Raw genomic sequence first — 14,556 nt, 5'->3', positions numbered from 1 at the left:
ATTGCCTAACGCTCACAGAGAGAAACTCACTTAGATGAACTCATCAAGGCCTTCTCTTTAAGATAAAGGGAGAGCAGCTCCCTCACCTCGAAGCCGTTGCTGAGGGACAGCGCCTGAGCAAGCAGCTCGCTCAGGTCCTGATAAGACACCCGGCGGATCAGGTAATTGATTCTGGCCAGGCTACCCTGGTTCATGCTCAGCTGGGTATAGCCCATGGCCACCAGCAGCAAGACTCCCAAGGGTTCACCGGCCAGCTCGCCGCAGACGCTAATGGGCAGTCGGTATTCCCTGCAGGCCAGCCTCGCCTGGGTCAGCGCCCGTAAAATGCCCGGATGATAGGAGTCGTACAGGGTACTGACCCTGGGATTGTTGCGATCCACCGCCAACAGATATTGGGTCAGATCGTTCGAGCCCACAGAGATAAAGTCGACCCGCTTGGCCACCTCTTCGAGCTGGAACAGCAGCGCCGGCACCTCCAGCATGATGCCTATCTTCGGCCGCTGCAGATCCGGATGCACGTCTTGCTTCACCTCTAGATAGGCCTGCTCCAGGTAGGCGATCGCCTGATCGATCTCATCGAGACAACAGACCATGGGCAGCAGGATATGCAGCTGCTCACCGCCACCTGAGGCATTGAGCATGGCTCTGAGCTGCACCAGAAACAGCTCGGGATGATCCAGCGTCAGGCGGATCCCGCGCCAACCAAGGAAGGGATTCTCCTCTATGATAGGCAGATAGGACAGTGGCTTGTCGCCCCCCACATCCAGGGTGCGCATCACCACGGGGCGACCGAGCGCCGCGTCCAGCACCTGACGATAGACCTCCACCTGCTCGGCCTCACTGGGGAAGCGAGTCTGCAACATGAAGGGGATCTCGGTACGATACAGGCCTACGCCGTCGGCGCCTTCGGCGATCTCAGAGGCCAGGCTGCTTAACAGCCCAGCATTAAGGTAGAGATGAATACGCCTATCATCCAGGGTGGTCGCAGGCTTAGAAAGCTCTTCGGCATAGCGTTTCTGCAGCGCCTTCTCCGCCGAGATCAGGCTGCGATACTCGCCTATCAGGGTCGGTGTGGGCGAGATCAGCACCTGCCCACGATTGGCATTCAAAATAAGCTGCTTACCGTCGATGCCCGCGTTGAGGATCCCCTCGACGCCTATTACCGCGGGCACACCGAAGGCCCGGGCCAGAATGGCCGCGTGGGAGTTCACCCCGCCCAGCTCTGTGACTATGCCGACTAATTTGTGCTGGGGAAACTCCGCCAACATGGTCGCCGTAGCTTCCTTGGTCACCAGGATCACAGGCACATCCAGCTCCAGCTGCATCTTCTGCGGCTCGATCAGTTCGCGCAGCACCCTCTGCCCCAGATCGCGAATATCCGTGGCCCGCTCCTGCATATAGGGGTCTTGCATCTGCTGGAAATGATCTATGTAACGCAGAGACACCCGGCTCACCGCCGAGATAGCCGTCCAGCCCGCCTGGATCTCCCGCACATATTCACCGCCCAGGCTGGTGTCGTCCAGCAGCAGCTGCAAGGCGGAGAAGATAGATTGCACCTCTTTCTCATTCTCGCCATCGAAGCGCTGAGACAGGGCGCTCAGGGTATTGCGACAGGCCTCCAAGGCCTGACTCAGGGCGAGCAGCTCGTCATCTACCTCTTGAGTGCGACGTCCCTGTTGCTCCAGGGGGATCTCGCCACCCAACACCATGGCATGGGCGATCACCACGCCGCTGGCCGCCGAGGTACCCGTGTAGACACACTTATTGGGCGTCGATTTGACCTCGGCCTTCTTTCGCTGCTCACGCACCGCAACCGCCAACTGAGCCGCGAGGGTCATCAGGAAGGCCTCTTCGGCCTCACTAAACTGGCGCGCGTCGGCCTGCTGCACCACCAGCACGCCTAGGATTAATTTCTGATAGATAATGGGCACGGCGAGAAAGGCACGGAAATCTTCCTCGTCGACTTCGGTAAATAGCTTAAATCTGGGGTGTTGTTGGGCATCGGCCAGGTTGACCGGCTCTTCGCGTTCGGCCACTAGGCCAACCAGGCCCTGGCTCATGGGCATCTTGACCTTGCCCACGGCTCTGGGATCGAGACCGTCGGTGGCCGACAGCACCAGCTCCTGCTCTTCTAAGATATAGATGGAGCAACACTGGGTTTCCATTGCCGACTTGGTCTGGCTGACAAGCAAAGATAGGGCAGATTGAAGATCGTCGGCTGCGGCTACGGCCTGAGTAATGTCTCTGAGCGTCTTTAACACAGCCTATCTCTCCTCTGATACTTATCGCCTTATCCTATCGGCGGCGACCTCTTCTTCTGCCACTGTGGCCGCTTTCCTGGGCCTGAAACGGCAATGCCGTCGGCGCAAACTCTTTCATCACCTTGCGGTACACGTCTCTTTTAAAGGATACCACCTGTCTGACCGGATACCAGTAACTGACCCAACGCCAGTCATCAAACTCCGGGTGGCCGCTCGCCGCCAGATTGATGGCAGACTCCTGACTCTTCAATTGTAATAAAAACCACTTCTGTTTCTGTCCGATACATAAGGGTTTACTGTCTTGCCTAATTAACCGTTTTGGTAATCTATAACGCAACCAGGAACGAGTTGAGGTTAAAATTTGCACATGCTCAGGCCTTAACCCAACTTCTTCATACAACTCCCGATACATGGCTTGCTCGGCGCTTTCGCCTTCATCCACACCACCTTGCGGAAATTGCCAGGAATGTTGACCAAATCGTCTGGCCCACATCACCTGCCCAAAGCGATTACAGATAATGATGCCTACATTTGCACGAAAGCCGTCACTATCAATCACATGGACTCCAAAATGAAATATTCTAATGAATCGATTGTTTCACAAAGCGGCGTCGGCGGCAATTCCCCATTAACAGATATTGCTTGGATAAAAAACTAAAATTTTTATTTTTATCAACAGAGACCGGCACTTCAAACTGAGGATATCCACAAAATCTGTGGATATCTCTGTTTGAAACTCAGTTAAAATTGTCAATTGGGCCAAATCACGGATCGAATGCCTGGTAAATACCAGCCTAAATTTAACCAGCAAGCATATGTATTTTAATGAAAATTAATTGTTCACACGGTAAGACCATTTGTTCACACCGAGAGATCGCACAAAAAACGGCCAAAGCGGATGTCAACAGAAAACCCGGATAAACTCCCCAAAGGTTATTCACAGATAAATAGTTTTATCGACCCCTACCGCGGAAAAATGTCATCAAAATCCCCTTGACAAGGGTTTTTCTATTCTGTCCCGTGACAGACTTATCCAGTTATCCAATAAATCTGTGGATAACTGTGTTGGAAAGGGTGGGGAAATCACAGAGTAACTTAAATAACTGGCGAATCGAATAGATGAATATGAGAGTAAAAACACATTTTTTCATACACTTAATATAAAAATACTCGAAGATCTCTCCACCATAAAAAGATCGCACAATTTTTAACCTCGATTGATTAAGTGCATAACTCGGGTAAAATCCCCTCCATGAAGAGTCAAATTCTCCCCCCCGAATCCATCGATGAGTTGATGCACCGAGCCCAAGAGATGGCAGGTCTCACCCTGGGCCAACTGGCCGAACTCCACGGTGTCGCCGTGCCTAATAACCTCAAACGGGACAAGGGCTGGATAGGTCAGCTGATCGAACTCGAACTGGGCGCCACCGCTGGCTCTAAGCCGGAGCAGGACTTTCTTCATCTGGGCGTCGAGCTGAAGACCATTCCCGTGGATGAGTCGGGTAAGCCACTCGAGACCACCTATGTCACCGTCGCCCCCCTGATGAATATCAATGGACTCAGGTGGCAAGAGAGTCTGGTGTACCATAAGCTGCAGCGAGTGTTGTGGATCCCGGTGGAAGGTATTCGCCACAAGCCAATCGGCGAGCGGCGCATCGGCTTTCCTATTCTCTGGACGCCGAGCGAAAGTGAGATGGCACAGATACGCCAGGATTGGGAAGAGATCATGGAGCTCATCGCCCTAGGCAAGGTCGAGCAGATCACCGCCCGTCACGGCGAGGTATTGCAGCTCAGGCCCAAGGGCGCCAACAGCCGTGCGCTGACCCAGAGCATATCCCAAGATGGCCAGATCAAGCTCACCAATCCCAGAGGTTTCTATCTCAAGATCCCCTTCACTCAGCAGATCCTGAGCCGCTATCTCTCTTCTAGTTAAAAGGAGTGAGAGCTAAGGGTTATTTCTCACACTTTAGACTTTTAGATAATCGACAAACTAGAGTTTTTTCTGTCAGCATCCCACAAGAAAAAAACAATCACCACGGTCACTTAACAAGTGTTCAACATAAATTTGTCGCTTTTTTGGCACATCTAGACTTCATTTGACTTAGATCACAAATATCACTGGAAATAGTAGGGGTGTTTTCTATACACTAGCGCATCCTGAGATTTGTGCAGCATTTAGGAATTTTCTGTCACCGTGAGAGCACGCATTCAAGCAAAGAAGCTCATATTTGCCATTTTCGCTTGGGCTATTGCCATGGCGGCCTTTGTGTTTTTCCGCTATGCGCAAACACCAGAGCTGCCCCAATGGGCGGTAGGCACTGCCGATCTCGCGACCCTGGCAATCTATATGGGGTTCATCTTTGGTAGCCTGCACTGGATGTCGAACCTGATCGCCGACTTTAGCGCCATCAACCGCCTGCCCTATCTCTTTTCGGTGATCTTCAAGGGACTCTTCCTGCTGCTGGGCGCGACCACACTTGCTTACATGACCCAGTTCCTCAACATGTGGGCCATAGAGAATCATATGTCGACACTCAGGCAGATGTTGACCGCCCATATTCTCTACAGTCCCTCATTCCAGGCCCTGATCATCTACCTAGTGGTGGTGCGTGTCGGCCTGGCCTTCATCGAACAGATGGCCCTGTTAGTCGGCCCACGTATTCTGTTTAATATCGGCCTGGGCAAATACCACAGACCCAGATATGAGCAGCGCCTGTTTCTCTATCTGGACATGGTCGCCTCGACCACCCACGCAGAATCCCTCGGCGACTATCGCTTCAGCCGCCTGATCCAGGACTGCTTCAGCCTACTATCGGATACTGTGGTCAACAACGACGCCGAGATCTACCGCTACATGGGCGACGCCGTGCTGATCCACTGGCCGCTGGAAAACGGCATCATAGAAGATCGCAGCTTCAATATTTATTATGAATTTAGCCAGCAGCTAAACTGGCAGCGTAAGTACTTCGAAGAGCAGTATGGCTTTGTGCCTAAGTTCAAGGCGGCGGCCCACTGCGGACAGGTAGTTGCGGCTGTGGTAGGGGTGCAGAAACAAGAGATCAGCTTCTTCAGCGACGTGCTCAACACCCTGGCGAGACTCCAAGATCAGTGTAACCCGCTCGGACAGCGGATGTTGATCTCAGGCTCCTTGCAGTCGCTGATCGACACTAGTGACAGCCATTACGACTTTACCAATCTCGGTCCGATAAAGCTCAAGGGGAAACAACACTCTATCGAGGTTTATGGCGTTTCCCCTAAAGGCAACAACAGCTAACTTTAGTTAGCCTTGCCCCTGCTCCAACAAGCTTTGAATCGCCTTGCCTAAGGTTCTGAAGGTCATGATACGGCTGGATGTCTGACGCCAGACCAGGCCGATATCCCGGTAAGGTGCCTCACCCGGCGGCGTTAAGGCCGTCAGCTCGGTATCGTTAAGGATCCCCGCATCGATCGCCATCTGCGGTAAGAAAGTCGTCCCCAACTTACTGTTCACCATCTGCACCAGGGTGTGCAGACTCGTCGCCGCGAACGGATTGATCTTATCGCTGTCGGCCAGACGGCAGGCGCTGATGGCATGGCCGGTAATACAGTGCTCCGACTGCAACAGGAAGATGCTCTCATCGGGCAGGGCCTTGTAATCGATAGGCTGGCGCACCTCGCTGCTGAGCTCCTTGTGCATCACCAGCTTAAAGGGATCGATTCCCACCTTCATGCTGTGATAGCCACTGGTGTCGGCCGGCAGGGCCAGGAGCAAGAGATCCAGCTCGCCCTTGCCCAGCGCATCCAGCAATCGCTCAGTGGTATCTTCCTTCAGAAACAACGTCAGTTCGGGGTATTCCTGCTGACAGAGTTTCACCACCCGGCTCAGCAGAAACGGCGCAATGGTGGGAATACAGCCCAGGCGAATATCCCCCGTCATAGGCTGGCCCTGATGCTTAACCAGCTCCACCAGATCGTCGACATCGGTCAGCAACTTGCGCGAGCGCTGTACCACCTCCTCGCCGATGGCGGTGAAGATGAAGGACTTGTGATCACGCTCGATCAGCTGATGACCCAGCTGTTCCTCCAGGTTTTGAATCCCGCTCGACAGGGTCGACTGGCTCACGTGGCACAACTTGGCCGCGCGATTAAAATTCTGTTCCTGATAGAGATTGACCAGATAGTAAAGGTTTTTCAGGCTCGGCAGATGTTTCATAAAATCGATTACCAACTTCCATTTACATTCAATTACTCAATCTAACTCTAGCACAAGCCGCCCTAGGATTAACCCTCTCTTATGCCAGAAGTGTGAGGCGCTGCCCAAAAGCGAGCAAATAGTGCGCATACAAAAACGCCCCCGATGATCTCTCATCGAGGGCGCTATTAAACTTGGCAGGCCTTGGTTTATCGGCCTTGGTTTACAGGCTTTGGCCTATTAGGCCTTAGATTCCAGGTAAGCCTTCAGCTCGGCCAGATCTTTGCTGGCATTGTCCACGATCACCTGTAGCCAGTTGGCGTGCTCCGCAGGCCACTCGGCCGCCTCGCCATGTTGCAGCAACTGGGCATACTGCTGGATGCGCTTCAGTCCCACAGAACCGGCAGCGCCTTTGAATTTGTGCGCCTCAGAACATAAGGTATCTTTGTCTTGTGCTTCTTTAGCGTTGACCAGGTTGCCAACATACTCAGGCATCAACTGTTCAAACAAGACGACACTCTTTAGCAGAGTGCCTGCACCGATAGCGCTGCAGTACTGCTCAAGTGTGTTGAGATCCAATATTGATTCTAACTCGGCTGTTGCCATCTTAAGGCACCTCTCGAAAAAAGCTGACGGGACAAGAATAAAATTCACCCCATAATAGCGCCTAGAATGGCGGGCGCAACTAATTGAAGCATATGCAAGTTAAATACCTCCTTATTTAACCTTCCATTAACCATGCGTTAAATTAATTGCTCAATTCTTCACGTTTTTTGCCCCTAAATCGACATTTGATCACCTGCCGAATCGGTCAAATAATGACCCTGTCCGCCGAGGCGCTCCAGGTTCTTGACGATGGCCACCAGCCCCTCCCAGCGAAAGGCACACCAGTCGGGGGCCAACAACATAGGTTTCTTGGCATAGGCGGTAACACGATGAAATATCACCTCTTTAGGCGTTAGCCGGATCAGCTCGCCGACACTCTCGGCGTAGGCCTGCTGAGACAGAAGGGTCATGCGTCCGACCCGCCAGGCCTTGGCCATGGTGCTCCCCTCGACGATATGCAGTGGATGAATTTTGAGCCCATCGACCCCGACATCGAGCACCGCCCTGTGGCTGGCCAAAAAGTCTTCATGTGTCTCACCGGGCAGCCCCAAAATAAGGTGGGTACACACCTTGAGTCCCGCCTGTCTCGCCCGAATCACAGTATCCTTATACTCCTCAAAACCATGACCACGATTGATCCGTTTGAGGGTCTCAAGATTGGCGCTTTGCAGGCCAAGTTCCAGCCAGACCTCCAGGCCACGGGACTGGTAACTCGCCAGCAAGTCGATCACTTCATCGCTGACACAGTCGGGACGCGTGCCGACACACAGGCCGACGATATCACTGTCGGCCACCGCCTCATCATAGCGCTGCTTGAGCAGGCGGTACTCATCATAGGTGCTGGTATAGGCCTGAAAATAGGCGATGAACTTAGTGGATTTTCCCTGAGCACGCTCGCGGCCATTGGCCAGCTGCACGGCGATGCTGTCTACCGTGCCGTGCTCATGGCTGAACGAGGCCACATTACAGAAGGTGCAGCCGCCACGCCCCAGGCTGCCGTCACGATTGGGGCAGGTAAACTTGGCGTCCAGGGTCAACTTCTTGAGCCGCTGACCATACTTATGCTTGCAATGCAGACCAAAGGTATTGACGTGACTATCCAGTCCCACGGGGTATTCTCTCGATCGATAAAAGGGCGGCGATTGTAACTGGCTTGCTAGCGCCATTCTTGGTGCTACATCAATTTTTCGTCCCTTTCTCGACGTCCATAAGTCACAAAGCAGACGCAAACTTAGCGATACAGCACAGTATTGGCTAATACATTGGTCTAAGATTTGTTAAATCATTCACTGTATATGCAATAAAAATCACTTTTTTAGATTAAAAGACAATAATCCTTTTTGTTACATTTTAGTAAAAAAGACTCGAGGTCACATCCAAAATTCTTTTTATTCATAATGTTATACGTCGACTTTCACAGTTGACGTTAACGTAAGGTTAAAATATAAACCGTATTAAACGCCCTCCCCTAGTCATACTTTATGCACAAATTTGAATTGACCTTTTACTAGGCAAAAGTTAATTTGAATGGTTCGGGTGCACATCAATCGCTTGAATTTCCCCGACGATGTATTGGTTAGTATTAGGGAGTTTTTATATGAGCTTGTATCACCCCAGTTTTGAACGGGATAACTGTGGTTTTGGCTTAATCGCCCAAATGGATGGCGAAGCCAGCCATAGAATTGTACGCACAGCCATTCATGGCCTGGATCGCATGAAACACCGTGGTGGTATTGCCGCCGACGGTCGTACCGGCGATGGTTGTGGCCTACTTATGCAACTCCCCATTAAATTCTTCGAAGCCGTGGCCAGTGAGAACGACTGGCACCTGAGCCGTAAGTTTGCCGTGGGCATGCTGTTCTTAAGCCAAGATGAGGCCAAGGCAGACCACACCAAGCGCACCCTGGAGCGAGAGCTTGAAAAAGAGACCCTGAGTGTCGCCGGTTGGCGCGAAGTCCCGGTCAACTCCGAGGTACTCGGCCCCATAGGTCAGGCCAGCCAGCCTAAGATCTGGCAGGTGCTGATCAACTCGCCCATTGGCTGGCGTGAAAAAGATCTCGAGCGTCGCCTCTATATGGCGCGTCGCCGTCTCGAGCAGCAGATGACTGACTGCAAAGACTTCTATGTCGCCAGCCTCTCCGGCCAGGTGATCGTCTACAAGGGCTTAATGATGCCCGCCGATCTACCCGCCTTCTATCCGGATCTGGCCGACATACGACTGCAAAGCGCTATCTGTCTGTTCCACCAGCGCTTCTCAACCAACACTTCGCCCAAATGGCCGCTGGCGCAGCCGTTCCGTTATCTCGCCCATAACGGTGAGATCAACACCATCACGGGTAACCGTCAATGGGCCCGTGCCCGCGCCTACAAGTTTAATGCGCCCCTGCTGCCAGACCTGCAGCAGGCAGCCCCCTTCGTCAACGAGAGTGGCTCAGACTCCTCTTCGCTCGATAACATGCTAGAGATGCTGCTCGCCGGCGGCATGGATCTCTACCGCGCCATGCGTCTGCTCATTCCACCCGCGTGGCAGAGTAACCCGGAGATGGACGACGAGCTAAAGGCCTTCTACGACTTCAACTCCATGCACATGGAACCCTGGGACGGCCCGGCTGGCATCGTCATGACCAACGGCCGTCACGTGGCCTGCGCCGTCGACCGTAACGGCCTGCGTCCGTCACGCTATGTGATCACCAAAGACCGCATCCTGACCCTGGCCTCAGAGATCGGCATCTGGGACTATGCCCCGGACGAGGTGGTCGAGAAGGGTCGTGTCGGCCCCGGTGAGCTATTGGTGCTCGACACCCTCAACGGTCAGCTCTACTCCTCGTTTGAGATCGATAACGATCTTAAGCGTCGTCACCCCTACAAGGAGTGGATGGCCAAGAACAGTCATACCCTGATCCCCGCCGAGCAGATGCCGAGCGAGGCCCAGGGCGTATGTGAATTTACTGCCGACACCCTGCTGCAATACCAGAAGCAGTTTGGCTACTCCCGCGAGGAGCTGGAACAGGTGATCTGGGTGCTGGCCGAGAAAGGCGAGGAAGCCACGGGCTCCATGGGCGACGATACGCCTATGGCCGTACTGTCGAAGAAGTCCCGCACCCTGTACGACTACTTCCGTCAGAAGTTCGCCCAGGTGACCAACCCGCCTATCGATCCGCTGCGTGAGAAGCATGTGATGTCGCTGGCGACCTGCGTCGGCCGCGAGCAGAACCTGTTTAACGAGACCACAGGCCACGCCTACCGGGTGATGTTTAACTCGCCCATCCTGCTCTATAGCGATTTCAACCAGCTGCTGGCGCTGGATTCGACCTACTACCGCGCCAACACTGTGGATCTCAATTATGACCTCAGCGAAGGGCTGGAAGCGGCAATTCGCCGCGTGTGCGACGAGGCCGAACGTCTGGCCCGCACCGGCACTACCCTGCTTATCCTCTCAGACAGGGCGACCGACAAGCACAAGCAGGTGATTCCCGCCGCCATGGCCGTGGGCGCCGTGCAGCGCGTCCTGGTCGACAAGAGCCTGAGATGCGACACCAACATCATAGTCGAGACCGCCTCGGCCAGAGACCCGCACCACTTCGCTGTGCTGCTCGGCTTTGGCGCCACCGCTATCTACCCTTACCTGGCCTACGAGAGCATCTCGGCGCTGGCCAGCCGCCACGGCGTGCGAGAGACTCAGCAGCTGATGCTCAACTTCCGCCAGGGGATCGACAAGGGGCTGCGTAAGATCATGTCCAAGATGGGGATCAGCACCGTCGCCTCCTACCGCTGTAGCCAGCAGTTCGAAGCCATCGGCCTCTCATCTGACGTGGTCGAACTCTGCTTCAATGGCGTGGTTAGCCGCATCGAGGGGGCAAACTTTGCCCTGCTGGAGAAAGATCAACAGGCGTTGCAGAAGCTTGCCTTCCAGGCCCACCAGCCGCTGCCTCAGGGCGGCCTGCTGAAATATGTCGAAGGCGGCGAGTACCACTGCTTCAACCCGGATGTGGTCAACACCCTGCAGCAGAGCCTGCGCGACCAGGACTATGGCGTCTACAAGCACTTCACCGAGTTGGTGGACGACAGACCTGTGGCGACCCTGAGGGATCTCTTCACCGTCAAGGGCGACCAGCAGGCAGTCGAGCTAAATAAGGTCGAAGACGCCTCAACCCTCTACCCAAGATTTGACAGCGCCGCCATGAGTATCGGCGCACTCAGCCCTGAGGCCCACGAGGCATTGGCCGTGGCCATGAACCGCCTCGGCGGACGTTCTAACTCGGGCGAAGGCGGGGAAGATCCGCGCCGCTTCAACTCGGAGCGTAACTCGGCCATCAAGCAGATCGCCTCGGGCCGCTTCGGCGTCACCGCGCACTACCTGGTGAATGCCGAGGTGCTACAGATCAAGGTCGCCCAGGGTGCCAAGCCCGGCGAAGGCGGTCAGCTGCCCGGCGACAAGGTGAGTGTGGAGATCGCCGCGCTGCGTAACGCGCGCCCCGGCATCACCCTGATCTCACCGCCGCCGCACCATGATATCTACTCTATCGAAGACCTGGCTCAGCTGATCTTCGACCTCAAGCAGATCAACCCAAGTGCGATGATCTCGGTCAAGCTGGTATCTGAGCCCGGCGTCGGCACCATCGCCACAGGCGTCGCCAAGGCCTACGCCGACATGATCACCATCTCGGGCTACGACGGCGGTACGGGCGCCAGCCCGATCACCTCGGTGAAATATGCCGGTAGCCCCTGGGAGCTAGGTCTGGCCGAGGTGCATCAGTCACTGGTGGCCAACGGCCTGCGCCACAAGATCCGCCTGCAGGTGGACGGTGGCCTCAAGACGGGTACAGACGTGATCAAGGCGGCCCTGCTGGGCGCCGAGAGCTTCGGTTTCGGTACCGTGCCCATGATCGCCCTAGGCTGTAAGTACCTGCGTATCTGCCACCTGAACAACTGCGCCACAGGCGTGGCGACCCAGAACAAGCAACTGAGGGACAATCACTACCACGGCCTGCCCGAGCGTGTGATGACCTACTTCGAGTTTATGGCCCGCGAGATCCGCGAGTGGATGGCCGCCCTCGGCGTCACCGAGTTTGAACAGCTCGTGGGTCGCAGCGACTGGCTCGCGGTGCTCGAAGGCGCCACAGACAAGCAGCAACAGCTGGATCTGTCGGCCATTCTCTACAAGCCAGAAGTGCCGCAAGGCTGCGCCCTCACCTGGCGCGAGACCAACCCAACCGACGACAAGGGCGAGCTTAACCAGAAGATTCTCGGCCATTGTCAGGCGGCGGTGGATGCGGGTGAGCCACTGACCGCGCGCTTCGATATTAACAACACAGACCGCTCGGTAGGCGCCGCCCTCTCTGGCTATATTGCTACCAAGGTGGGCCGTCAGGGCGCCAAGGCGCCGATACAGCTCAAGTTCAACGGCAGCGCCGGACAGAGCTTCGGTGTGTGGAACAGCCCTGGCCTGTCGCTGGATCTCTGCGGCGACGCCAACGACTATGTGGGTAAAGGCATGTCGGGCGGCAAGATCACCCTCTATCCGCCAGTGGGCAGCATGTTCCAGAGCGAGAAGAGCGTCATCCTGGGCAACACCTGCCTCTACGGCGCCAGCGGCGGTAAGCTGTTTGCCGCGGGTCAGGCGGGCGAGCGTTTCGCCGTGCGTAACTCGGGCGCCATCGCCGTAGTCGAAGGCCTGGGCGATAACGGCTGTGAGTACATGACTGGCGGTATCGTGGTGGTGCTGGGTAAGACAGGGGTGAACTTCGGTGCGGGCATGACGGGCGGCTTCGCCTATGTGTTCGACCGCTTCGGTCACTTCAACCGCCGCCTCAATACCGAGATGGTGGATATGCAGAAGGTGACCGCGCCGATACAGCAACAGCACCTCAAGGGGCTTATCGAGGAGCATGTGGCTGAGACCGGCAGCGAGCACGCCAAGATGTTGTTGAACGACTTTGAAAACTGGATCGATTGTTTCGTGTTGGTCAAACCTAAGAATGTGGCGCTCGATGATCTCCTGCGTCTGGAACAAACTGAACCTGCATTAGCAGTGGTAGCGGGGTAATGGCCATGAGTAACGATTTTCAATTTATCGAAGTAGGCCGTAAGGATCCGACCAAGCACGACGCCAAGCAGCGCGCCACGCAATTTATCGAGATCTATCAGCCCTTTGCCCAGCCTCAGGTCAACGAGCAGGCAGACCGCTGCCTCGACTGCGGTAACCCCTACTGCGAGTGGAAGTGCCCGCTGCACAACTACATCCCCAACTGGCTGAAACTGGCCAAACAGGGACGCATACTGGAGGCCGCAGAGCTGGTGCATGAGACCAACACGCTGCCGGAGATCTGCGGCCGTGTCTGTCCCCAGGACAGATTGTGTGAAGGCGCCTGTACCCTCAACGACGAGTTTGGCGCAGTCACCATAGGCAACGTGGAAAAATACATTACCGACACCGCTATCGCCCAGGGCTGGCGTCCGGACATGAGCAAGGTGGTCAAGCGTCAGGAGCGCGTGGCCATCATAGGCGCGGGGCCGGCCGGCCTTGGCTGCGCCGACATCCTCGCCCGCAACGGCGTCAAGGCGGTGGTGTTCGATAAACACCCGCAAATTGGCGGCCTGCTCACCTATGGCATTCCCGCCTTCAAGCTGGACAAGTCTGTCATGGAGATCCGCCGCACCGTCATGGAAGGCATGGGGATAGAGTTCAGGCTCGGCGTTACCGTAGGTGAAGATATCGACTTCAACACCCTGCTGCAAGAGTACGACGCCGTCTTCCTCGGCATGGGCACCTACACCCCGATGAAGGCCGGATTGGACAACGAAGATGCCAAGGGCGTCTACCAGGCCCTGCCCTACCTCATCGGCAACACCCACAACGTCATGGGCACCACAGATGCTGAGACCCCTTACCTGAGCCTCGCCGGCCAGAAGGTGGTGGTACTGGGTGGTGGCGACACCGCCATGGACTGTGTACGCACCGCCGTCAGACAGGGCGCCAGCGAGGTCACCTGTGTCTATCGCCGTGACGAAGAGAACATGCCGGGTTCGCGCCGTGAGGTGCAAAATGCCCGTGAAGAGGGCGTCAACTTCCTGTTTAACCGCCAGCCTACAGCGATCAAGACGACCGACGGCGTGGTAAACGGCATCGAGTGTGTCGAGACCGCTCTGGGCGAGCCTGACGACTCGGGTCGCCGTCGCCCCGAACCGATTGCAGGCAGCGAGCAGCTGATAGAGGCCGATGCCATCATCATCGCCTTCGGCTTCCAGCCGAGCCCCGCCAAGTGGTTCGGCGACTATGGCATTGAGCTGGATAAGTGGGGCCGAGTGGTGGCACCTAAGGTTGCAGACAACCCCTTCCAGACCTCTAACCCTAAGGTGTTCGCCGGTGGCGACATGGTGCGCGGCTCGGATCTTGTGGTCACCGCCATCGCCGAGGGCCGCGACGCGGCGCTCGGGATATTAAACAGCTTCGAGGCTTAAACCTGGAACGGCTCGGTTAGGTTACTGGGCTTGACAATTTGGCTTGTGATTGGCGCT

General features: G+C 55.6%; 9 protein-coding genes. 4 read left to right on the top strand and 5 right to left on the bottom strand.

Annotation, left to right across the window (positions count from 1 at the left end):
- Positions 1-26 precede the first annotated feature (26 nt).
- Together ptsP and rppH are read right to left on the bottom strand one after the other, a co-directional pair.
- On the bottom strand, positions 27-2,261 hold the full coding sequence (gene ptsP / locus DB48_RS11050; protein WP_041510329.1) for a phosphoenolpyruvate--protein phosphotransferase: 2,235 nt from the start codon (positions 2,259-2,261) through the stop codon (positions 27-29).
- Between the two features lie 34 nt (positions 2,262-2,295).
- The gene (rppH, locus tag DB48_RS11045) at positions 2,296-2,820 is read right to left on the bottom strand and encodes an RNA pyrophosphohydrolase (protein WP_041510328.1); all 525 of its coding nucleotides are present in this window, start codon (positions 2,818-2,820) and stop codon (positions 2,296-2,298) included.
- Positions 2,821-3,513: 693 nt separating this feature from the next.
- Here rppH and mutH point away from each other — a divergent pair.
- Both mutH and DB48_RS11035 read left to right on the top strand, forming a co-directional pair.
- Complete coding sequence (gene mutH / locus DB48_RS11040) at positions 3,514-4,194, top strand: DNA mismatch repair endonuclease MutH (RefSeq protein WP_041510327.1); 681 nt, start codon at positions 3,514-3,516, stop codon at positions 4,192-4,194.
- Between the two features lie 261 nt (positions 4,195-4,455).
- A complete protein-coding gene (locus tag DB48_RS11035) occupies positions 4,456-5,535 on the top strand; it encodes an adenylate/guanylate cyclase domain-containing protein (RefSeq protein ID WP_041510326.1) in 1,080 nt (359 codons plus the stop codon).
- A gap of 6 nt (positions 5,536-5,541) precedes the next feature.
- On the opposite strand, the gene oxyR is transcribed toward DB48_RS11035, so the two are convergent.
- The 3 genes from oxyR to DB48_RS11020 form a co-directional block, all read right to left on the bottom strand.
- Positions 5,542-6,453, bottom strand: coding sequence for a hydrogen peroxide-inducible genes transcriptional activator OxyR (gene oxyR / locus DB48_RS11030; protein WP_041510325.1), 912 nt, complete (start codon positions 6,451-6,453; stop codon positions 5,542-5,544).
- 219 nt (positions 6,454-6,672) lie between these two features.
- Positions 6,673-7,038: an Hpt domain-containing protein gene (locus DB48_RS11025; protein WP_041510324.1), complete on the bottom strand. Its 366-nt coding sequence runs from the start codon at positions 7,036-7,038 to the stop codon at positions 6,673-6,675.
- A 173-nt stretch (positions 7,039-7,211) separates the two neighbouring features.
- Positions 7,212-8,147, bottom strand: a complete 936-nt coding sequence (locus DB48_RS11020) for a TIGR01212 family radical SAM protein (protein ID WP_041510323.1) — start codon at positions 8,145-8,147, stop codon at positions 7,212-7,214.
- Between the two features lie 488 nt (positions 8,148-8,635).
- On the opposite strand from DB48_RS11020, the gene gltB reads away from it, so the two are divergent.
- Both gltB and DB48_RS11010 read left to right on the top strand, forming a co-directional pair.
- Positions 8,636-13,084 carry a glutamate synthase large subunit gene (gene gltB, locus DB48_RS11015; RefSeq protein ID WP_041510322.1) on the top strand — a complete coding sequence of 1,483 codons (4,449 nt, stop codon included), beginning with the start codon at positions 8,636-8,638 and terminating at the stop codon, positions 13,082-13,084.
- A 5-nt stretch (positions 13,085-13,089) separates the two neighbouring features.
- On the top strand, positions 13,090-14,499 hold the full coding sequence (locus tag DB48_RS11010; RefSeq protein WP_041510365.1) for an FAD-dependent oxidoreductase: 1,410 nt from the start codon (positions 13,090-13,092) through the stop codon (positions 14,497-14,499).
- Positions 14,500-14,556: the final 57 nt, after the last annotated feature.

The sequence above is a fragment of the Shewanella sp. cp20 genome (assembly GCF_000832025.1).
GTDB lineage: Bacteria > Pseudomonadota > Gammaproteobacteria > Enterobacterales > Shewanellaceae > Shewanella.
The sequence above is the reverse complement of the archived record's forward strand: the minus strand, read 5'-3'. Positions and strand labels throughout refer to the sequence as shown.

What these genes read in the sequence shown, in the direction of transcription:
- DB48_RS11025 (WP_041510324.1), bottom strand. Translation starts at nt 7,038, where the DNA reads ATGGCAACAGCCGAGTTAGAATCAATATTGGATCTCAACACACTTGAG.
- mutH (WP_041510327.1), top strand. Translation starts at nt 3,514, where the DNA reads ATGAAGAGTCAAATTCTCCCCCCCGAATCCATCGATGAGTTGATGCAC.
- oxyR (WP_041510325.1), bottom strand. Translation starts at nt 6,453, where the DNA reads ATGAAACATCTGCCGAGCCTGAAAAACCTTTACTATCTGGTCAATCTC.
- gltB (WP_041510322.1), top strand. Translation starts at nt 8,636, where the DNA reads ATGAGCTTGTATCACCCCAGTTTTGAACGGGATAACTGTGGTTTTGGC.
- DB48_RS11010 (WP_041510365.1), top strand. Translation starts at nt 13,090, where the DNA reads ATGAGTAACGATTTTCAATTTATCGAAGTAGGCCGTAAGGATCCGACC.